The organism is Pseudarthrobacter woesei (assembly GCF_055412745.1).
In genome coordinates, this window is record NZ_JBVAYU010000002.1 from 1 (window position 1) to 21074 (window position 21074).

A 21074-nucleotide genomic window follows, 5' to 3' on the forward strand; every position below is an offset into this window, starting at 1 on the left:
CGACTGGCAAAGGCAGGGCACGATGGGCGACGAGGTGGAAGCCGGCCCTGAACGCGTTCGCCATCACCTTCGAAGGAAGAATCAATTAAATGCCAGCCACGGATCCACCGTTAAACGGACACTCCCGTTCTGGAGGCTCAGAACGGCCCCTACTGCCAGTTACTTGGGTCGTCACGGGTTTCGGGGAGCGCGGACGGCCTCTATAGACTTGGGGCATGACTGAGACCGCTTCCTCCGCTGTGCCCGCCGACTCCCGCTCCGCCTACGGCTACGGGCTTGCCACCGTGTCCACCCGGAACGGTGAAGCCACCGTGCTGGACGTGTGGTTCCCGGCACCGGCGCTGGGAACCGCGGCGCAGAATCTGCGGGACATCGAGGGCGCAGACCAGGCCCTGACGGACATTGCCGCCTCCGGCAGCGACGCCGACCGCGGCACCGATCAGCAAGTCGTCTTTGTCCAGATCCACCTTGACGAGGCCCCCGCGGACACGGCGGACGCGTACCTGCGCCTGCACCTGCTCTCGCACCGTCTCGTCCTGCCGAACAGCATCAATCTGGACGGCATCTTCGGCAAGCTCCCCAACGTCGTCTGGACCAATTTCGGGCCTGCCGCCGTCGAGGACTTCGAACTGACCCGCGCCCGGTTGCGCAAGCGCGGCGCCGTGACCGTCTACGGCGTGGACAAGTTCCCCCGGATGGTCGACTATGTCATCCCCTCCGGTGTCCGGATTGCCGACGCCGACCGGGTCCGCCTCGGCGCGCACCTGGCCGAAGGCACCACGGTCATGCACGAGGGCTTCGTGAACTTCAACGCCGGCACCCTGGGCACGTCCATGGTCGAGGGGCGGATCTCTGCCGGCGTGGTCGCCGGTGACGGTTCCGACGTCGGCGGCGGCGCATCGATCATGGGAACCCTGTCCGGCGGCGGCAAGGAAAAGATCGCCCTGGGCGAGCGCGTCCTGCTCGGCGCCAACTCGGGCGTGGGCATCAGCATCGGGGACGATTCCGTCGTTGAGGCAGGCCTCTATGTCACGGCCGGTACGCGGGTACGCGTGGTGGGCGGCAAGGACGCCGACGGCGAGGACACCGCCCGGATCGTCAAGGCCGTGGAGCTCTCCGGTGTTCCCAACCTTCTCTTCCGCCGCAACTCCTCCACCGGCGAAGTGGAAGTGCTTCCGCGCAAGGGCCAGACCGTCGAACTCAATGAGGCACTGCACGCCAACTGAGGTTCTTACCGGATACTTAGGCGGACAGGACGCCTGCGGATGATGCGGCGCGGTAACAGACCGGCCCGGAAGGGCCCGAGGGAGTAGTTTCGTGGCACGAACAGGCAGCTGGCGCCGTCGGATGGTGCTCCTGCTGACCCTGGCGATGGTCGCCGGGGGCATCTACACGGCGGTGGTCTTCCTGCAGCGCTCCGAAACCCTGGTCACCGAACGCTGCACGGCAGTAGGCGGCGGCGAGACCGAACTTGCCACGGACCAGGCCGCGAATGCCGCCCTGATCACCGCGGTCGCCGTCCGGCGGGGACTGCCCGCCCGGGCTGCCAGCATCGCCCTGGCCACGGCCATGCAGGAATCCAAGCTGCGGAACATCGGCCACGGTGACCAGGCCGGGCCCGACTCCCGCGGCCTGTTCCAGCAGCGGCCGTCCCAGGGCTGGGGCACCACGGAACAGGTGATGGACCCCTACTACGCGAGCAATTCGTTCTACAGCGCCCTCGTGAAAGTCTCCGGCTACCAGACGCTGGAGATAACCGACGCCGCGCAGCAGATTCAGCGCTCGGCGTTCCCGGGGGCCTACGCCCAGCACGAAGTGATGGCCCGGGCCTTCGCCTCGGCGCTGAGCGGCCAGACCGACGCCGGCCTGGACTGCTCGCTGCGCACCGCCGACGAGGCGGGAGACGCCGAAGCCGTCCAGGGACGGCTGACCTCAGCTTTCGGCGAACTGACGGCCTCCGCGGAGGGCCGGACGCTGACGGTTGAAGCTGACGGCCCCCAGGCCTGGGCCATGGCGCAGTGGGCGGTAGCCAACGCGAAGGCGCTCTCCATCATCGATGTGCAGGTGGACGGCCGCGGCTGGACGCGGCAGGAGCGCAACGGCTGGCAGGCCGCCGAGGTACCGGCCGGACAGCTCAGGGTGACGGTCGCCGAGGCTCCGACGCCGTAGGCAGACCAGTCAGGAGCCCCGCCTCCCGCTCCATCCCGGCGCCCACTCCCGTCCGCCGGCAGCGGTCCGCCGGGCTCAGACGAGCAGGTCCACCACGGGCTGCACGTAGCTGCGGAACAGCTCAGGCTGGGACATCAGCTCCGAACTCATGATGATCTTGTCAGGCTCCAGATACCAGGCCCTCGGCTCCGCCAAGGGAAGTTCGATGATGGTCAGGGTGAAGTCGTTGGCGGCGCGGCCCACTTCGAGGAGCCGGTCGTCCACCATGTCCTGCAGCAATTGCGCCCCGCCGGCGTCCCGCTCCGCTTCCAGCGCGACATATTCTCCGCGGCGTTCCCTTGCCCAGGACAACGCCGCCCCGAAGTGTGCCTGGAGCACGCGCCGCAGCGCCGGTGAGTTACTGAAGGCACGGAAGCCGGGCGGGCCCAGTTCCGGCGACATTTCGGGATGGGCTTTCAGAAGCTGGTCCCACCAGGCTTCCCACTCGGTCTTGAGGGCGCTGACGCCGCCCACCTCCGCAATGAGATGGGTGTGGTCCGAGGGCCGGATCTTCGGTGCGGCGTGGCAGAGTGCCGGATGCCCGGCACTGTCCAGGCCGGCGGCGTCGCGAACATAAAGCGCAATGAGCATGGGGCCAGATGTGTCCATGGTGATCCGCCAGCCAGGTCCGCCTGTGTGGTGCATCCGATTGCCTCCCTTGGCAAGACGTACGTTCCCAGTGTATTCCTCAAGTTAACGCACGTTAATGGCCCATCCGGCGGCTGCCCAGTCCGGTCAGGTGGGACTCCAGCACGTCCCGGCACATCTGCGCCGTCATCCATTCCGGCTGCAGCAGAGCGTGCATCGTGAGGCCGTCCAGGGTGGCCAGCAGCCGTTCAGCCTCGGTCACCAGCCGGTACTGGTCGACATGCTCCGCGCCGTCGCCGCCGGCCTGGCTCAGCTCCATGATGAGCCTGCCGACGATCGCTGCCACGGCACGGTGGCTGCGGTCCGCTTCGGGGGCCAGGAACGGCTTGGTCCTGGCGGCGTTCTTGAAGGCCATCCAGACACAGGAGTCGACGGCGCTTTCGTCATTCAGCGGCAGGAACTCACCCAACAGGGTTAACACGCCCTGGTGATGTTCGGGGGTCCCGGGGTCCAGCCCGCCGAGCCGTTCGTCGGCTGCCGTCAGCCGGCTGACGATCCGGTCCACGACGACACCGAAGGAATGAGTGAGCAGCTCGTCGCTGCTGGAGAAGTAGTGGCGGACGGATCCGACGGCGAGTTCCGCTTCGTCTGCGACTTCCCGGAGGGAGGCCCTTTCGAGTCCGTCTGCTGCGACGATCCGGAAGACCGCTTCAACCACTTCCTGGCGCCGCTGGGCAGCGTCGACAAATTTAGGCATTGGTCCTTTTTAGCACAGATGTGCCTTTACGACGGCGGGGCGCACCGGCAGGCCGGGCACCCGCAGGCGATGAGACAGGAACGACGCCGGCCGCGCACCATTGAGGCGCGCTGCCGGCGTCGTCCTGCTCGGGTCTTGGTGCGCTATACCGAAGGGTAGCTGCGTTCCGGTTCTCCCACATAGAGCTGCCGCGGGCGGCCGATCTTGGTCTGCGGGTCCTTCATCATTTCCCGCCACTGGGCAATCCAGCCCGGCAGGCGGCCGATCGCGAACAGCACGGTGAACATCTTCTCCGGGAAGCCCATGGCCTTGTAGATCAGGCCGGTGTAGAAGTCCACGTTCGGGTAAAGCTTGCGCGAAATAAAGTACTCGTCCGTCAAGGCGACCTCTTCGAGGCGCATGGCGATGGCCAGCAGTTCGTCGTTGCCGCCCAGTTTCTCGAGGATCTCGTGCGCCGTGGCCTTGACGATCTTGGCGCGCGGATCGTAGTTCTTGTAGACGCGGTGCCCGAAGCCCATCAGCTTCACGCCGTCTTCCTTGTTCTTGACCCGCTCAACGAACTTCTCCACCGGCTCGCCGCTCGCCTGGATCTGGCGCAGCATGTTCAGCACGGCCTCGTTGGCACCGCCGTGCAGCGGGCCGAAGAGGGCGTTGATGCCGGCGGAGACGGAGGCGAAGAGGTTGGCGTTGGAGCTGCCCACCAGGCGCACGGTGGAGGTTGAACAGTTCTGCTCGTGGTCAGCGTGCAGGATCAGGAGCAGATCCAGCGCCTTGACCACGGTGGGGTCCATGTCATAGGGCTCTGCCGGAAGGCCGAAGCTGAGGCGCAGGAAGTTCTCGACCAGGTTCATCGAGTTGTCCGGATAGAGCATCGGCTGGCCGATGCTCTTCTTCAGGGCATAGGCGGCGATGACCGGCATCTTGGCCAACAGGCGGTACGTGGACAGCTCCACCTGCTCGTCGTCGAACGGGTCCAGGGAGTCCTGATAGAAGGTGGACAGCGCGGAAACCGCGGACGAGAGCACCGGCATTGGGTGCGCGTCGCGCGGGAAGCCGCCGAAGAAGCCCTTGAGGTCCTCATGCAGCAGCGTGTGACGGCGGATCCGCTGGTCGAAAGCGTCAAGCTCTGCGGCCGAGGGCAGGTTGCCGTAGATCAGCAGGTAGGAGACCTCGAGGAAGCTCGAGTGCTCTGCCAGTTCCTCGATCGGGTAGCCGCGGTAACGCAAAATGCCCTTGTCACCGTCGATGTAGGTGATGGCGGAAGAGGTGGCGGCCGTGTTCACGAAGCCGGGATCGAAGGTGACCGCACCGGTCTCCTTGAGCAGCTTGGAAACGTCGTAGCCTTCGTTTCCTTCTACAACCTTGATGCGCGGCAGTTCGAGCTCGCCGTCGGCAAAGCGCAGGGTTGCGCTGGTGGTCTCAGTCATGGAGTCTCCTCTGAGGCATCGGGGCCTCTGTCGAAAGCTGGTCCAACTTCTGGTGAAGCCGCCCAGGAACCTGTTTTTGCCACGGATTCCAAAGGCTGCGCTGCCTTCTTGTGGAAAGCCACCATTGATAGTCAGTTAAAAAGTACCGGCAGTTTGCGGGTGGCACTAATCCGGGGCCCGCCGGGCGTACTCAAAACGCACCGGTTGTGGTGCGTGTCACAGCATTGTTACGGCCCCGTGGCCAGCCGTGCCACCGCGGCGTCGATCCGCTCGTCGCTGGCGGTCAGCGCGACCCGGATGAATCCGTTGCCCGCGCCGCCGTAGAAGACGCCTGGGCCGACGACGATGCCGCGGTCCGCGAGCCGGCCCACCGTGTCCCAGGTGGGTTCCCCGGCGGTGGCCCAGAGATAGAGTCCGGCGCGGGACTCGTGGATGGTCAGGCCGAAGCCCTCCAGAGCCGGGGCAATCCGCTGGCGGCGTCCGCGGTACAGGTCCTTCTGCGCCTGGACGTGGGCGTCGTCGCCGAGGGCAACCCGCATTGCTTCCTGGACGGGGTACGGGACGATCATGCCCGCGTGTTTGCGGCTGTTGACCAGATTGGCCATGATGACCGGATCGCCGGCCACAAAGGCGGCGCGGTAGCCGGCCAGGTTGGACTGCTTACTCAGCGAATACACGGCCAGCAGCCCCTCGTGGGAGCCCTCCGCGACCTGCGGGTCCAGGATGCTGGGCACGGCTGCACCGCCGCGCTGGACGTCCCACTCCCCCCAGCCGAGTTCGGCGTAGCATTCGTCCGAGGCGACGACGGCCCCGAGGTCGCGGGCCTGCCGGACGATCCGCTGGAGCGAGGCGACGTCCCGGACGCTGCCGGTGGGGTTGGCCGGTGAATTGACCCAGACCAGCCGCACGCGCGCCCGGGTGGCGGCGTCGAGCTCATCGAGGTCGTCCGCGGCGACCTGTTCGGCGCCCGCGAAAGTGGCACCGATGTCGTAAGTGGGGTACGCCACGGTGGGGCGGACGACGACGTCGCCCGGCTTGAGACCCAGCAGAAACGGCAGCCAGGCCACGAGTTCCTTGGACCCGACGGTGGGCATGATGTGCTGCGGATCCAGGCCGGGCACCCCGCGGCGGCGCTCAAACCACGCCGCGATTGCTTCGCGGAGGGCCGGCGTGCCGTGCACCGTCGGGTAGCCGGGGGCGTTTGCCGCGGCCCGCAGGGCGTCCTGCACCACGGCAGGGGTGGGATCCACCGGGGTCCCGATCGAGAGGTTGGCCGCTCCCCCGGGGTGTTCTGCCGCCCTGGCCAGATACGGCGCCAGGGCCTCCCACGGGTAGTCGGGCAGACTGAGGCCGAAGCTGCGCAGCGCGGATGTCACCGGGCGTCCGCCTTAGTTGTCTTGGTTCTGCGGCGGCAGGGCGGAGATCATCGGGTGGTCCGTGTGGGTGTTGCCGATCTTCGCAGCGCCACCCGGGGAGCCCAGCTCGTCAAAGAATTCGACGTTGGCCTTGTAGTAGTCGGCCCATTCCTCCGGGGTGTCGTCCTCGTAGTAGATGGCTTCGACGGGGCAGACCGGCTCGCAGGCGCCGCAGTCCACGCACTCGTCGGGGTGGATATACAGGGAACGCTCACCCTCGTAGATGCAATCGACGGGGCACTCTTCAATACATGCCTTGTCCTTGACATCTACACACGGCTGCGCGATTACGTACGTCACGTCCCTGGCCTCTCCACGTTGGTTCCGGCGACCGGCCGGATGGTGCTTCCGGCCTGAGCGCCGGACTGCTGACTTCTGAGCCTATTATCCCCCGGCCGGTTCGCGCGAACCTAGCCGGACGTCATACGGGCCCGGTTCATTGACTGTGCTGGTCCTAGTATGGACTGGTGAGTTCCGATCTGCCGCCGCCCCAGCAGTTCCTTTCCACTGCCCCGCTCGGCACCCGCGTGGTGGTCAGGTACCGGATCGAGCGCGGACTGACGGACGCCCTCGGCGAACTGGTGGAAAAGTCCGACGGCGGGTGTACCGTCCGAACCCGGCGCTCCGACGTCGTGATTCCGCTGGCGCTGGTGGTGGCCGCGAAGGAAGTCCCGCCCGCCCCGCCGCGCCGGGCAGCAACTGGACATACCCTCGCCTGACCGCGACGGACCCTCCCCAACTGGACATGCCCTCCCCTGACCGGCAGGAATGGACATATAGTCTCTATGTCCTTTCCTGGCCGCATGCGGTGGACATGTTCCTAAGGTCCAGCCGGCGAACGTTGGGCATGTCCTGCGGGAGATGTGAACCCTGGACATGCCGGCGGGCGAAACGCAATCTCGGGAGGGCATGTCCAGTGCTAGGCGGCGGCGGAGAGCCTGTTCAGTGCTTCGCGAACCATGGCGATGAAGTCCTCGTGACGGTTCAGGAGTAGCGAATAGCTGACGACAAGGGTCGGGACGCCGCGCCGGGTTGTTACGTTCCACCGGCGCCGGTCCTCCTCGAAGCTTGTCCGGTCCATATGGAAGCCTGCACCGTCCGTTTCAATGCCGAGCCTGCCGTCGACCATGAGATCAAGGTGGCCCATGCCGGGGACGTTGACCTGGGACTCCACATGGAAACCGGCCCTCCGCAGCCAGTACCGGGCCATGCACTCGATGATGGACTGCGATTGCGGCACGATCCTGGCCACCACCCGGCGCTCCCTCGCATCATTGCGGCCCGCCAGCCGCCGACGCAGCGCAGAGAGCGGCAGGCCCTTGAGGACGACGGCGGACTCGGCTATGACCAGGCCGTCCAGGTCCGGCAGGCATCGCAGGCTCTGCACGACAGTGTCCAGCAGGGTGGGCGGCGCGGCGGACCGGTGACAGGCGAACCCTGGATAGCTGCGGCTGTGGGTGACCGCAATGTGAGGTTTCACGGGCGGCTCCAGTACCCAGAGGCCCTGAAATTGCGCCGCTGTGGCACATGCGGGCTCCGCCGGCAGCGACCTTATGGCGATGAGCCGGGAGTCAGCGCCGGGAACAGTGTAGACGCCGCGGGCCACCCGGGAGACGGCGCCCGAGGCCAGGGCCGACTTCAGCTGGAAGTCCGAGACGCCCGCGGCAGCGAGGTGTTTGGCGCGGGCGACGCCGTCGTAGTTTGAAAGCACTTCGGTGATATTGACCATGCGGACATCGTGTCGCCGGGACAAGTAGTCCGAACAGGGGCGTGCACCGCTATGTGCAAAAGGGCATGCTCCCCGTACCGGGTCTACTTGGGACATATTCCGCGGTCAGGGCCGGGCATGTCCCGGGCAGGCGGCCAGGGATGGACATAGTGCCACTATGCCCAGGCGCTGGGCCTAAGAATGGGCATGTCCCACGGGGGACTCAGCATCGCGAACCCCAGCCACGGGAGCCCTGGTCACGCGGGCCCCCAGCCTCGTGCAACCTACCCCTGTGGAATCTCGCCCGGCGGCACCCGGTACCGCCGGCACCAGGCCAGCATGGCCACCGTGACTGCCGCAATGCCGTAGATCCAGATGTTGCCCGTGGTGTCCCCCAGAATGAGGCGCTGACCGTTCCCCAGCGTGGACCACCAGCCGGTCAGCGCGTAGCAGAGGACTCCGCAGGCCGCCGCCGGAAGCACTGAACGGAAAGCCGCCCCGAGCCAAAGCTGCACAGAACCCAGCAACGCCAAGGCTGCCACGGCGCCCCAGGGTACTTCAACGGTGCCCAGCAGCACGTCCTGCCGGTGCAGGGCGGTGCCTGCGAGGGCAGCAAAAAGAGCTGCCGGCACGGCGGCGGCGATGCCGCCTGCCATACCGGCAGCTCTCTTATTCACAAATGATCCGCAGTTTCAGCGAGGAACGCCGGAACTAGGACTTGGCGCGGGCCCGGTTCGACTTGGACCGCTGGTTGACGTCCAGGATGAGCTTCCGGATCCGGATGGATTCCGGGGTGACCTCAACGCACTCGTCTTCGCGGGCAAATTCGAGGGATTCTTCGAGGGTCAGGTCGCGCGGCGGCGTCAGGTTCTCGAAGGTGTCGGAGGAAGCAGCACGCATGTTGGTGAGCTTCTTTTCCTTGGTGATGTTGACGTCCATGTCATCGGCGCGGGAGTTCTCGCCGACGATCTGGCCTTCGTAGACCTCCGAGGTGGGCCTGACGAAGAAGGAACCGCGTTCCTGAAGGTTGATCATGGCGAACGGTGTGACAACGCCGGCGCGGTCGGCGATCATCGACCCGTTGGTGCGGTACTCGATGGGGCCGGCCCAGGGCTCGTAGCCCTCGGAGATGGACGCCGCGATGCCGGCGCCGCGGGTGTCCGTGAGGAACTTGGTGCGGAAACCGATCAGGCCGCGGGCGGGAACGATGAACTCCATGCGGCACCAGCCGGTGCCGTGGTTGGCCATGTTGGTCATGCGGCCCTTGCGGGCAGCCATGAGCTGCGTGACGGCGCCGAGGTACTCTTCCGGCACATCGATGGTCATGTGCTCCATCGGCTCGTGGATCTTACCGTCGACGGTCTTGGTGACTACCTGCGGCTTGCCGACGGTCAGCTCGAAGCCTTCGCGGCGCATCTGCTCCACGAGGATGGCCAGCGCGAGCTCGCCGCGCCCCTGGACTTCCCAGGCGTCCGGGCGCTCGGTGGGGAGCACCTTGATGGAGACGTTACCGATCAGTTCCTTGTCCAGGCGGTCCTTGACCTGGCGGGCCGTGACCTTCGCACCCTTGACCCGGCCGGCCAGCGGCGAGGTGTTGATACCAATGGTCATGGAGATGGCCGGATCGTCTACGGTGATCAGCGGCAGCGGCTGCGGGTTGTCGACGTCGGTCAGGGTCTCACCGATGGTGATTTCCTCGATGCCGGCGACGGCGACGATCTCGCCCGGGCCGGCCGACTCGGTCGGCACGCGGTCCAGTGCCCTGGTGGCCAGAAGCTCGGTGATTTTGACGTTCTTCATTTCACCGTTGGCGCGTGCCCAGGCAACCGTCTGGCCCTTGCGCAGGGTGCCGTTGTAGATGCGCAGGAGCGCCAGGCGGCCCAGGAACGGGGAAGCGTCCAGGTTGGTGACGTGGGCCTGGAGGACACCGTTCGGGTTGTAGGTCGGCGCGGGGATGTGCTCGATGATGGCCTGGAACAGCGGCTCCAGGTCCTCGTTCTCCGGGGCGGAGCCGTCTGCGGGCTGCTCGAGGGAGGCGCGGCCAACCTTGGCGGCGGCGTAGACGACGGGGACGTTGAGGATCTTGTCCAGGTCCAGGTCCGGAACTTCATCGGCGAGGTCGGAGGCAAGGCCCAGCAGCAGGTCCATGGACTCGTGCACGACTTCTTCGATCCGCGCGTCGGGACGGTCGGTCTTGTTGACCAGGAGGATGACCGGCAGGTGCGCGGCCAGGGCCTTGCGCAGCACGAAGCGGGTCTGGGGCAGCGGGCCCTCGGAGGCGTCAACGAGGAGGACGACGCCGTCGACCATGGACAGGCCGCGCTCGACCTCGCCGCCGAAGTCGGCGTGGCCGGGGGTGTCGATAACGTTGATGGTGATGGTCTCGCCCTTGGAGGACGGTCCGTTGTAGGCCACGGTGGTGTTCTTGGCCAGGATGGTGATGCCCTTTTCGCGTTCCAGGTCGCCGGAGTCCATGACCCGGTCTTCGAGGTGGTTGTGCGCGGCAAAGGAGTTGGTCTGCTTGAGCATGGCGTCGACCAGGGTGGTCTTGCCGTGGTCAACGTGGGCCACGATCGCGACGTTGCGCAGATCACTGCGCGATGCAGTGGCTACCGCGGTGTTGGTGGTGGTTTCAGACATGCGTTATTGCTCGATTCAGTGGTGAAGTCAGCTGTTGTATCGCGACATTTCCAACCGGAACGCACGACGGATACGCCCCTTTCGCACAGGGCACCTTCTACCATTCTAAGCGCTAGGTCATTTATTGGCCTAAAATCCTCATTCCGGGCGAGACCACTACGGTGATCAGGGCGCGGGATCGGCCCGCGCCCGTGACTAAAGTCACTGGATTTTCGCAGGTCCATGCCCCATCATTGCTGTGATAGCAGCAAGCCAGCTCGGAGACATTAATGCGCAACGCCTCGGCTCTGTACCGCTTCGTCGCACCGATGATCGCCGTAGGCATCGTGATGGGCGGCTGCGGCCAGACCACAGAGTACAACCCCGATGTGTGCCCGGTGACGACGGGCCCGTCACCCTCCACCGACGGCGCCCGGGCGGCAACAGATCCCGCCAAATTGCCGCCGTGCTCCATCGTGGCGAACCCGGCGAGCGGCCGCGAAGAGGTCATTGTGGCCAATATCCGCCAGACCGCGCTGCTGATCGGCGACTCACAGTCCGAACCCGCCGTGGGCTGGCCCCGCGAAGCGTTGACGGCAATGGGATATGACGTTTTCTTCTGCGGCGCCGGCGGCACCGGATTCGTGGCCGGAAACAACCGGACCGGAAACTACCTCGATGCCCTGGAGCGCGGCGACTGGCGGCTGCCGTACGGCTCACCTCCGCTGGTGGTGATCCAGGGCGGCGGGAACGACGCCGCCATCGGCGCCAGCGATCAGCAGATCGCGGACAACGCGGACCGCCTGATTGCCGCCCTGAAACAGCGCTATCCCGGCACCACCCTGGCCATGATCGGCACGCTGGCCCTCGGCGCGGACCAGGGCGGAGGCCGCCGCACCGAGGTGGATGCCCTGCTGGGCGGCGTCGCGGCACAACACCAGATTCCGTTCGTCAGCGTCGGCGACTGGATGTCCAGATACAAGCTGGGCAAGTTCGCGGCCGACGGCGTCCATCTGAGCACCGAAGGCCATCAGGAACTCGGCACCGTGTTGAGTGAGAAGTTCAGGCAACTCGGGCTCCATGCCCAGCCGCCCGGACTCGGAGCCGGACGCTAGGCCACAGCGGCAGGGAACCGCCGCGGCGCGCACACGCTACAGCAAGCACACGCCAAACGGCCGGAGCCGGTGCCTGCCCAGAGGGAGGACACCGGCTCCGGTGTTATGCACGCTGCCACAAAATGTGCGCTGTTCCGGGTCTACGCCGGCTTAGGCAACTTCCGGGGGCAGCATGAGGCGTGCACCCGGGATGGCGTTGAGCAGTGCCTTGGTGTAGTCCTGCTGCGGCGCGTCGAAGACTTCGTCGGTGGATCCGGTCTCGACGAGCTTGCCGTGCTCCATGACACAGACGTGGTCGGCGATCTGCCGGACCACTGCGAGGTCGTGGGTGATGAACAGGTAGGTCAGGCCCAGGCGTGACTGCAGCTCGGCGAGCAGGTTCAGCACCTGCGCCTGCACCAGCACGTCGAGTGCGGAGACGGCCTCGTCACAGATAATCACTTCGGGATCCAGGGCCAGGGCCCGCGCAATTGCAACGCGCTGGCGCTGGCCGTGACCCGACAAAAGCGTGACGGCTAGCGTCAACCGCAAAGTATTTCAAGTCACATGACGGCGGCTGGTATTGTTCGCCGCAACGTGATCCCCGTTACATTCAATTAACTCGTTCCGGCGGCGAGCAGCTGCGCCCGGAGCTCGCGCCGTTCCCGCTGTTTGTCCGGGTCCGGTAGCGGAACGGCGGCGAGCAGCCGCTGCGTGTAGGGCTCCTGGGGGTTGCGCAGGATCTGGTTCCGGGTCCCCTGCTCCACGATCCGGCCGCGCTGCATCACACAGATCCGGTCGGCCAGCACGTCGACGACGGCGAGGTCGTGGGTGACGAAGAGGCAGGCAAAGCCGAGCTCCTTCTGCAAGTTCTGGAAGAGGTCGAGCACCTTCGCCTGCACGGACACGTCCAGGGCGGAGGTCGGCTCGTCAGCAACCATCAGCTTCGGCTTGAGCGAGAGCGCCCGGGCGATTCCGACGCGTTGCTTCTGCCCGCCGGAAAGTTCATGCGGGTAGCGGTTGCGGTAGTCCCGAGGGAGCTCCACCTGGTCCAGCAGCGCCTCGATCCGCTTCTGCAGCTCGGCGCCCTTTGCCACCTTGGCGAGGAACATCGGCTCGCCGATGCTTTCGCCGATCGGCAGCCGGGGGTTCAGCGACGACGACGGGTCCTGGAACACCATGCCGACGTGGCGGCGCATGTCGTGGAGCTGCCGGCCGTTCCTCTTCGCCGCGGAAATGTCCTGGCCGACGACCTTCATGGTGCCGGCAGCGACGGGCAGCAGGCCGACGGCGGCACGGCCAATGGTGGTCTTACCGGAGCCGGACTCCCCCACCAGGCCGACAACCTGGCCAGGATAGATCACGAGGTTGGCGCCCTCCACGGCACGGAACGCCGGCACCCGGCCCTGCCTGGGGTATTCAATCGCCACATCCGTCAGCTCGAGCACGGGCTGGCCCTGGGGCCTGGCGGCTTCCGCGGCGGCCAGCGCCGCGGCGTTCGCGCGCTCGCGCCGGACCAGCTCCTCTTCCGGGATGGCGGGAATCTCGATGTTGGTGGCGGCGGCGAGGGCGGCGGTGACGTCCACTTCTTCGGTGGAATCCGCCCCGCCCTGCCCGAGGTGCGGCACGGCGGCGAGAAGCGCCTTGGTGTATTCGTGCTGCGGGTTGTGGAAGATCTCCGCGGCCGTGCCGGTTTCCACGATCAGGCCCCGGCGCATCACGGCGATCCGGTCCGCGAGGTCCGCCACCACGCCCATGTCGTGGGTGATCAGCACGATGGCGCTGTCCAGCTTGTTCCGCAGGTTCCGCATGAGGTCCAGGATTTCGGCCTGGACGGTCACGTCGAGGGCGGTGGTGGGCTCATCGGCGATCAGCAGCTTGGGATCGCAGGACAGCGACTGGGCGATCATGGCGCGCTGGCGCTGGCCGCCGGAGAGCTGGTGGGGGTAGGACCGGAACGCCTTTTCGGGGTCTGGAAGCTCCACCAGTTCGAGCATCCGCAGGGCCCGGAGCCGGGCTTCCGCGGGGGAGACCTCGCTGTGCAGCCGAACGGTCTCCACGATCTGCGCGCCCACGGTGTAGACCGGGTTCAGTGCCGTCATCGGCTCCTGGAAGATCACTGCAACGTCCTTGCCGCGCACGGCCCGGATGTTGGCCTCGTTTGTGCCCAGCAACTCCTTGCCGGCCAGCTTGACACTTCCCGTCACGCGGCTGTTGCTGGGCAGCAGGCCCAGCAGTGCCATCGAACTGGCGCTCTTGCCCGAGCCGGACTCCCCCACGATGGCGAGAACTTCACCGGCCCGCACCTCATAGTTCAGCCCGATCGCGGCCGGAACCCATTTCTTGTCCACGCCGAAGTCGACGCTGAGGTCGCGGACCTCCAGAACGGGTTCACCTTTGCCGGGCACAGGGGTAACGGCCGGATCGAGGGTGATGAAGTCAGTCATGATGGGGCTTTCCTTCCGCCCGGGCCGCCGGTGCACCGGGGATTAGTGCTGCGGCTCGGAATACTGAATTATTAGGGGCATGAGCTCTGCGCCGCATGCCGGTAACGTTGAAATCTTCAAGGCCCGCACGAACATTTGGTTCGCCTGGCTGTCCTGGGCGGTCGCCGCTTTCGGTCTGGTGGTGACGGTAGTGACGGCCGGCCCCGGGGCGCTGGCCGGCGCGGCACCGCTGCTGCTGATCGCGTTCCTGGGCTGGCAGCTGTTCTGGCTGCCCGCCGTCGTGGTCCATGACGACGGTGTCAGCCTGGAGAACCCGTTCCGGTCCGTCCAGGTGCCGTGGGCTGCCCTGGTGCACGTCGATACCCGCTTCGCGCTGACACTGATCACGGCGGAGAAGAGCTACACGTCCTGGGCCGCACCGGCGCCCGGAATCTGGGGCGGCCGCAACGCCAGCCCGGACGACCTCCACGGCCTGCCGGCGACCACCTACGGCCCCGGCGAATCCGTCCGCCCCGGGGATCTGAAGTCCACCGATTCCGGCCAGGCCGCCCGCCTGGTGCGCGCCCGCTGGCACGATCTGGTGGAAAGCGGCGAGCTTGTCGCCGGCGACGCCGCCACCACAGCGGTGAAGGTGACCGTCCGCTGGGCGCCGGCGGGCGCCGTCGTACTGCTGCTGATAGCCAGTTACTGGGCTATCGCCGCCTAGGAAACCGGCGGCATAGGCACAGCGGGGGGCCGGCATCTAGTCCTTCTTGGTTTCGTCGAACGCGGTGACGGGTGCCACTTCGAGGGGATGCTTGCCGGTGTCCTTGGCCGCCTTGGCATTGAACTTCTTCTGCCGCGGGTCGAAGGCATCGCGCAGACCGTCGCCGATGAAGTTGATGCTCAGGCAGATCAGCACGATGAAAAGGCCGGGGAACCAGAACAGCCACGGCCGGGTGGCGAAGGCCTCCTGGTTCTGCGAAATGAGCAGCCCCAGGGACGTGTCCGGCGCCTTGACGCCGACGCCGAGGTAGCTCAGCGCCGTCTCGGTGAGGATCGCGGCGGACATGGTCAGCGTGACGTTGACGATCAGCACACCGACGGCGTTGGGGAGGATGTGCTTGAAGATGATCCGGGCGTTGCTGGCGCCGGAGATCCGCGCCGCATCCACGAACTCCCGCTCCCGCAGCGAAAGGAACTCGCCGCGCATCAGCCGGGCCAGGCCTACCCAGCTGATCAGCCCGAGGAAGATGCCCAGGGCGAGGATGCCGTTGTTGCTGGCGAAGGAAGCGAACCAGCTGCCTTCATCGCGCCGGCCGGCCAACTGCGCCATCACCGCGGCGAGCAGGAGCGCCGGAATGATGATGATGACGTCGGTGATGCGCATCAGCACCGCTTCGGTCCAGCCGCGGAAGTAGCCGGACAGTGCGCCGACCAAGACGCCCACCAGGCCGGCGATCATGCCGATCACCACCATGACGGTGATCGACTGCTGGGCGCCGCGCATCGTCATGGCGAACAGGTCACGGCCGATCCGGTCCTGGCCGAAGGGGTGTTCGCCCCAGGCCAGCGGCCACAGCGAGGCGGTGGGAACGCCGTCGTTGACCAGCGGTGAGACATCCTCGTGGCTGTACTTCCACCAGCCGGGAATGCCCCAGTAACCCACCGAAGTGAACGCCACGAGAAAGATGATGGCAAAGGCGATGAGTCCGGCAATGGCACCGGAGTGGCCCAGGAAGCGTCGCCTAACGATCTGCCCCTGGCTCAGGCCCTTGGCTTCGAGGACCGGCTCGATGCCGGCAGCATCAGACGGCCCTAGTCCGGAACCTTCGGCCATGATTTCGTCCTGCTGACTTGGCTGGCTCATGCTTTTACCCTTACGCGTGGATCAAGTGCGGAGTACGCAAGGTCCGCAATGAGGTTGAAACCCATGGCCGTGATGGCCACACAGATGAAGACGCCCATAACGGGGTTCGGGTCGACATGCTCGATGCCATCGAAGAAGAGGAAGCCCATTCCGCGAACCGAGAAGACGGACTCCGTGATGATGGCGCCGCCGATTAGCCCGCCGATGTCGAAGGCAACGATCGTGGCGATCGGAATCAGCGCGTTGCGGAAGGCGTGGCGCATGACCACGGTCCGCTCCGACAAGCCCTTGGCGCGTGCAGTCCTGATGTAGTCCATGTTCATGATTTCCAGCATGGACGCACGGGTGAAGCGGGTATAGCCGGCCAGCGAAATGAGGATGAGCGCCAGGGTCGGGAGGATGAGGTGCGTGAAGGAATCCAGGCTGAGGATCCAAAAATCGCCCTCGATGTTGGGGGTGCTGGCACCGATGGTTGCGATGGGACGGCCACGGACGCGGCTGTTGTTGAAGTATGTGGGCCACGCCTGCATAAAGCGGTCCAGCAGGATCAGGAACCCGACCAGGAACGAGGTGAGCGCCGCCGCGCGCATCGACTGTCCGCGGTCGTAGCCGCCCATCAGGAAGCCGATGCCCATGCCCACCAGGACGGCGGCCACCGCCAGGAGCACGATCATCAGGAACGTTGCCTCGTCGAGCAGCGGCTGGATGACGAAGTAGACGACCAGCCCGGCCCCGACGGCGATGAGCGCCGACTGCAGGGCCTTGCGGTTCTTGAGGCCCGCGGAGAGCAGGGTGACGGCAAAGGCGATGCCGACGCCGGCGATCGCAATGACCACTGGGCCCAGGCCGGGGGTCTTGAACCATTCGGTGGCGGAGAAGTACATCAGGACGGCGGTGACGAAGAGGAAGACGGCGCCGCCGGTGAGCAGCCGGCGCTTCATCTCGCCGCCTGCCGTTACTGCCGCCAGCACGCCGACGACGGCTCCGACGGTGAGGGCTGCCGGTATGGGAATCTCAGGGTTTCTGAGGAAGTTGTTGAACCCGATGGCGCCAAACTCTTTCAGGAGGACGGCGACCCAGAAGATCGGGAGGGAGAAGAAGAGGAACGCCATGAAGGTCACGCCGTAGTCCAGCGCACTGTACTGGCGCAGGGCCGTGATGATCCCGAGGGTGATGCCGATGAGGATAGCCAGCAATGTTGCCGCGGTGACCAGGGTCAGGGTCTGGAGCAGCGCATACCCCAGGGCATCGGTAATGGGCTGGCCCGCGATGTTCTTGCCCAGGTCGCAGGCGTTGGCAAAGGGAACGAGGCACTGCGCCGCGCCGCCGAGCCATTTGAAGTAACGAAGAGGGGCAGGGGTGTCCAGGTCCAGCAGGTCGGACCGGGATGCCATCAGCTGATCCCGGTTGGGGGCGTTGCTGGCGCGGAATTCAATAAGGGGATCCCCTGACGCCGCTGTCAGGAGATACACCAGGAAGGATGCGCCAAGAAGAATGAGGGCGGCGGTGATCAGCCGCCGGACTATGTAGGTCACCATTGGAATCGAACCTCGGTATTCGGGCCCAGGGTTGCCCGGACCGGTCGCAGAGAGTTTGGCTGTTTCCCCGCGGAAGATGTGGCAGGGGCCCAGGCATCGTCAGGGGCTGTCGCTGGAAAGGCGCCGGGACCGTCTTGCCCTGGTCCCGACGCCTTTCCCGCAAGTGTTGCTTGAGGTCGTCGGCTACTTCTGTGCCCACTCCCAGAAGTTCCACCAGACACCGGTCTGGTTCGGCATGTACTTCACGCCGGTGATGCGGTCGCTGTACGCGTCCACGCCGACTGCCTGGAACAGCGGAAGACCGTAGGCCGAAGCCCAGATCTTCTTGTCGATCTGTGCGATCAGGCCGTCCTGCTTGCTCTTATCGGTGGTGACGATCAGTTCGTCCATCAGCTTGTCCGCTTCCGGATCGCTGAACAGGTTGAAGTTGGAGTCGTTGCCGGTCTTGAAGATCTGCGGGACGCCGGAGACGCCGACACCCGAGTTGATCCAGCCGAAGATGGTGGCGTCATAGCTGCCGTCGCCCAGGGCCTTGCCCCAGTCGGACTTGCCGAGGCCGCCGTCGACGATCTTGAACCCTGCCTTGGTGGCAGACTCCCGGATCAGCGAGTACGCGTCAACGCGGTTGGGGTTGTCCTTGTTGTACATGATGCGCACTTCGGGGGTGGCGCCGTTAAGGAGCTTCTTGGCACCCTCGATGTCCACAGCCTGGTAGGCGGAGGAACCGTTATTCTTGACGGAATCGGCGTACGATGCCTGGTCCGGCACGAACAGCTGCGAGTCGAGCGGTGCAGCCTTCGGGTCAAGCTTCTTGACGATCTTGTCGACGATGTCCTTACGCGGTACGGACTTCATGAACGCCTCGCGGACGTTCTTCTCGGCGAACGGGCCGCTGTAGTTGAGGTCGATGTGATCGTAGGAGAGCTGGTTGCCAATCTCGACCGTGACGCCCTGGCTTTCCAGCGCCTTCAGCTGCTCCACCGTATCGGCGGAGGCCTGCGGGGCGATGATGTCGGCTTCGCCGTTCTTGAGGGCCTGCACCTGGGCCGGCGCGGAGCCGATGTAACGGACGGTGATTTCGTCCAGTTTCGCTTCCGGACCCCAGTTGTAGTCCTTGTTCTTGACCATGGTCAGGGACTGGTCCTGGTTGACGCCCTTGACGATGTACGGGCCGTTGGACAGGTAGAGGTTCGGGTCGGCCGGCAGCGTCTTGGAATCGAAGCCGGTGTTCCACATCTCTGCCATGGCCTGCAGTTGTGTGTTCGCGGGCTTCGGCGCCTTCGCGTCACCGCGCGGCATGCCCTTGATCAGGTCGACGAAGGCCTTGGCGTCCGCCAGGCCTGCCTTCTTGGCCAGGACGTGGGCCGGGATGTCGACACCGGGGCCGCCGATGGCGATTTCCCAGTCGGCAAACGGCTTGGAGTACTTCAGGGTCATGGAGCGGTTGTCGGCACCGAGTTCCGGGAACTCCGTCAGGGCGATACCGGTAGGGTCACCGGCGTAGGAGAAGTAGGACGTGCCGGTTTTCGCTTCCGCGTCCGCATCGTCGTAGTAGCCGGAGAAGGCAGCCCACTGCAGCACGAGGTCGGCTGCGGTGACGGGAGTACCGTCGGACCACTTCACGCCCTCGTTAAGGGTGTACTTGACCGTCAGCGGATTGTCGGAGGTCTTTTCCATCTTGCCGAACTTTTCGTTGCGAACGACGTTCAGTTTGTTGTCGATGTAGAAGAAGCCTGAGTGGGTGGCGTAGCTGATCTTCGAGTTGATGTCAGTGTTGCCGTCGGCGGTGTTGGGGTTGAACGTGTTGAACGCGTTCACCTCAACGACTGTTGCCGATCCGCCTGATTTGCTTGCTGCCGCAGCAGTCGTCGGGGTTGACCCGCCGCTGTTGCCGGCGCAGGCGCTGAGGGCCAGGGCAGCTGCTGCTGCCACGCCCACTGCTTTGGAAATACGACCGAATCGCATTCCGCCTCCTTGTTTCTGTGGTGTGGGTGAGACCGAGGCCAAAGGCACCGGACAGACGTCCACACTCCCCCAGCGGCAGTGTGGCCCGTCTCACATGGAAAGAAGCGTAAACCCCAAAGTCATGCGGGCGCGAGGAAAGTTGACCAGCTGTAAAGTTCGTTATCGAGCTGCAACATTCGAGCGGGTTTCCGTGCCAAATTCTGCACCGGATATTGACGGGCAGCACGCCCCGCGGTATTAGTACCGGGCACAAGAGAAGCCCCGATTCAGAAATCGGGGCTTCTCGAGTTAATCCTTAATTACCTGATGAAATCGTCAAGCCGTCAGACGTTGAAGCGGAACACCATAGGGTTCCGTCACGGAAGAAGCGTGCCGCCCGCAGGCTCCGTTTAGCTTCATTGTTTCGACCATGGGGTCAGAACCTGGTGTTCTCGACGACATCCGGGACGGTACATCAGCGCTGTGAGGCGGTGTGCACGGTCGACCTGAACTCTGCTCACAACACGATCTACTCAAGCACTGTGGCTGATGCCCACGGGCCATGCAAATGAACGTCTGACGCTTCAGATCGGTTCCGACTTGGGGCAAGGTGGCTTCGACGCCCCCGCCGTCAGCAATGAACCCACTTCGGGATCCACTGGCTTCTTTAGCGCTCAGTTGCAGGACCTTGGCCGAGCCTAGAAGGCGGTGCTGGGCAGATCCTTCTCGCCATCGACGATCGCGGTGATAATCCGCGCTGCAACCATGTCTGGATCCAGCTCCGCGCCGAATCGCGGCGCTGACCCGGCGATCGGATGCTCGGACAGCGCGGTGCCAGTGTGGCCTGGGCGGGCGTCCACGATTCGAATGCCCGCGCGGCGATACTCGCGCGCCGCCGCGACAACGAAGGCCGCGAGCCCAGCCTTCGACGCCGAGTATGCCGCCAGACCGGCGACGGGTGCCTCGGCGACAACGCCGCTCAGTGTGACCACGAAGGGCTCCCGGCCCTCACGTGCCGAGGCCGCGAGGTAGGGCTGGCTCTGGGTGATGAGCTGGATCGGGCTGGTCGTGTTCACAGCGAAGAGTTCGTCCACCGTGGCGGGTTCAAGGTCTGATGCGGCGCCGAAGGCGACGACCCCGGACGCAACCACGAGCCCGTCGAGACGTCCGTACTGCGCATTCGTGTCATCCAGCAGCTCCTGGATCACGGAGGGTGCGCGCAGATCGTGCCCAGCAGACTTTGACGACCGGGCGACGATGGCGCCGTTACTCTCCAGCTGAGCGGCGATGCGCGAACCGAGTCCGCCGGTGGCGCCGACTACCAGAACAACCGCACCCTGAAGAGTCGTCATGGGTAGATCCTAGGTCACGTGCTGCAGGTAGCCCAGCGCGGGTCGGTTTCCTGAGGCTGGACGGCTGCGGTATTCCCCATGCAACGAAGCAGGCTTCACGCGCTCATCCGGAATGAAGCGCGCCAAGT

19 protein-coding genes are annotated in these 21074 nt (G+C 65.5%); 5 read left to right on the forward strand and 14 right to left on the reverse strand.

Features of this window, described 5'->3' with window-relative positions:
* Positions 1 to 215 precede the first annotated feature (215 nt).
* On the forward strand, positions 216 to 1226 hold the full coding sequence (dapD, locus tag ACZYZE_RS03030; protein ID WP_459316935.1) for a 2,3,4,5-tetrahydropyridine-2,6-dicarboxylate N-succinyltransferase: 1011 nt from the start codon (positions 216 to 218) through the stop codon (positions 1224 to 1226).
* Between the two features lie 91 nt (positions 1227 to 1317).
* Positions 1318 to 2169 carry a hypothetical protein gene (locus ACZYZE_RS03035; protein WP_463906177.1) on the forward strand — a complete coding sequence of 284 codons (852 nt, stop codon included), beginning with the start codon at positions 1318 to 1320 and terminating at the stop codon, positions 2167 to 2169.
* Between the two features lie 75 nt (positions 2170 to 2244).
* Here ACZYZE_RS03035 and ACZYZE_RS03040 read toward each other — a convergent pair whose 3' ends face one another.
* The 5 genes from ACZYZE_RS03040 to fdxA all read right to left on the reverse strand — a co-directional run bounded on the left by ACZYZE_RS03040 (position 2245) and on the right by fdxA (position 6695).
* Positions 2245 to 2853: a hypothetical protein gene (locus tag ACZYZE_RS03040; RefSeq protein WP_459316937.1), complete on the reverse strand. Its 609-nt coding sequence runs from the start codon at positions 2851 to 2853 to the stop codon at positions 2245 to 2247.
* A 58-nt stretch (positions 2854 to 2911) separates the two neighbouring features.
* Entirely contained in the window at positions 2912 to 3553 is a 642-nt protein-coding gene (locus ACZYZE_RS03045; protein WP_463906179.1) for a TetR/AcrR family transcriptional regulator, read from the reverse strand.
* Between the two features lie 143 nt (positions 3554 to 3696).
* Positions 3697 to 4980, reverse strand: coding sequence for a citrate synthase (locus ACZYZE_RS03050; protein ID WP_459316939.1), 1284 nt, complete (start codon positions 4978 to 4980; stop codon positions 3697 to 3699).
* A gap of 227 nt (positions 4981 to 5207) precedes the next feature.
* Entirely contained in the window at positions 5208 to 6356 is a 1149-nt protein-coding gene (dapC, locus tag ACZYZE_RS03055) for a succinyldiaminopimelate transaminase (RefSeq protein ID WP_463906181.1), read from the reverse strand.
* 12 nt (positions 6357 to 6368) lie between these two features.
* A complete protein-coding gene (gene fdxA / locus ACZYZE_RS03060; protein WP_441426386.1) occupies positions 6369 to 6695 on the reverse strand; it encodes a ferredoxin in 327 nt (108 codons plus the stop codon).
* 167 nt (positions 6696 to 6862) lie between these two features.
* On the opposite strand from fdxA, the gene ACZYZE_RS03065 reads away from it, so the two are divergent.
* The gene (locus tag ACZYZE_RS03065) at positions 6863 to 7114 is read left to right on the forward strand and encodes a putative acetyltransferase (RefSeq protein ID WP_463906183.1); all 252 of its coding nucleotides are present in this window, start codon (positions 6863 to 6865) and stop codon (positions 7112 to 7114) included.
* A 200-nt stretch (positions 7115 to 7314) separates the two neighbouring features.
* Here ACZYZE_RS03065 and ACZYZE_RS03070 read toward each other — a convergent pair whose 3' ends face one another.
* The 3 genes from ACZYZE_RS03070 to typA form a co-directional block, all read right to left on the reverse strand.
* Entirely contained in the window at positions 7315 to 8124 is an 810-nt protein-coding gene (locus ACZYZE_RS03070; protein WP_463906185.1) for a type IV toxin-antitoxin system AbiEi family antitoxin domain-containing protein, read from the reverse strand.
* Positions 8125 to 8387: 263 nt separating this feature from the next.
* A complete protein-coding gene (locus ACZYZE_RS03075) occupies positions 8388 to 8780 on the reverse strand; it encodes a hypothetical protein (protein WP_463906186.1) in 393 nt (130 codons plus the stop codon).
* Between the two features lie 34 nt (positions 8781 to 8814).
* Entirely contained in the window at positions 8815 to 10743 is a 1929-nt protein-coding gene (typA, locus tag ACZYZE_RS03080; protein ID WP_459316944.1) for a translational GTPase TypA, read from the reverse strand.
* A 269-nt stretch (positions 10744 to 11012) separates the two neighbouring features.
* Here typA and ACZYZE_RS03085 point away from each other — a divergent pair, with 269 nt between their 5' ends.
* Entirely contained in the window at positions 11013 to 11837 is an 825-nt protein-coding gene (locus ACZYZE_RS03085) for an SGNH/GDSL hydrolase family protein (protein ID WP_463906188.1), read from the forward strand.
* Positions 11838 to 11987: 150 nt separating this feature from the next.
* On the opposite strand, the gene ACZYZE_RS03090 is transcribed toward ACZYZE_RS03085, so the two are convergent.
* Entirely contained in the window at positions 11988 to 12362 is a 375-nt protein-coding gene (locus tag ACZYZE_RS03090; protein WP_463906190.1) for an ATP-binding cassette domain-containing protein, read from the reverse strand.
* Positions 12363 to 12433: 71 nt separating this feature from the next.
* Positions 12434 to 14263 carry an ABC transporter ATP-binding protein gene (locus ACZYZE_RS03095; RefSeq protein WP_459316950.1) on the reverse strand — a complete coding sequence of 610 codons (1830 nt, stop codon included), beginning with the start codon at positions 14261 to 14263 and terminating at the stop codon, positions 12434 to 12436.
* A 79-nt stretch (positions 14264 to 14342) separates the two neighbouring features.
* On the opposite strand from ACZYZE_RS03095, the gene ACZYZE_RS03100 reads away from it, so the two are divergent.
* On the forward strand, positions 14343 to 14969 hold the full coding sequence (locus tag ACZYZE_RS03100; RefSeq protein ID WP_459316951.1) for a PH domain-containing protein: 627 nt from the start codon (positions 14343 to 14345) through the stop codon (positions 14967 to 14969).
* Positions 14970 to 15005: 36 nt separating this feature from the next.
* Here the strand turns inward: ACZYZE_RS03100 and ACZYZE_RS03105 are convergent, their stop codons facing one another.
* From ACZYZE_RS03105 to ACZYZE_RS03120, 4 genes are all read right to left on the reverse strand, one after another.
* Positions 15006 to 16082 (reverse strand): ABC transporter permease, encoded by a 1077-nt coding sequence (locus tag ACZYZE_RS03105; protein ID WP_459317083.1) that lies wholly within the window; start codon positions 16080 to 16082, stop codon positions 15006 to 15008.
* A 26-nt stretch (positions 16083 to 16108) separates the two neighbouring features.
* On the reverse strand, positions 16109 to 17650 hold the full coding sequence (locus ACZYZE_RS03110) for an ABC transporter permease (protein ID WP_459316952.1): 1542 nt from the start codon (positions 17648 to 17650) through the stop codon (positions 16109 to 16111).
* Between the two features lie 183 nt (positions 17651 to 17833).
* On the reverse strand, positions 17834 to 19615 hold the full coding sequence (locus tag ACZYZE_RS03115; RefSeq protein WP_459316953.1) for an ABC transporter family substrate-binding protein: 1782 nt from the start codon (positions 19613 to 19615) through the stop codon (positions 17834 to 17836).
* 677 nt (positions 19616 to 20292) lie between these two features.
* A complete protein-coding gene (locus ACZYZE_RS03120) occupies positions 20293 to 20946 on the reverse strand; it encodes an SDR family NAD(P)-dependent oxidoreductase (protein ID WP_459316954.1) in 654 nt (217 codons plus the stop codon).
* Between the last annotated feature and the right edge of the window lie 128 nt (positions 20947 to 21074).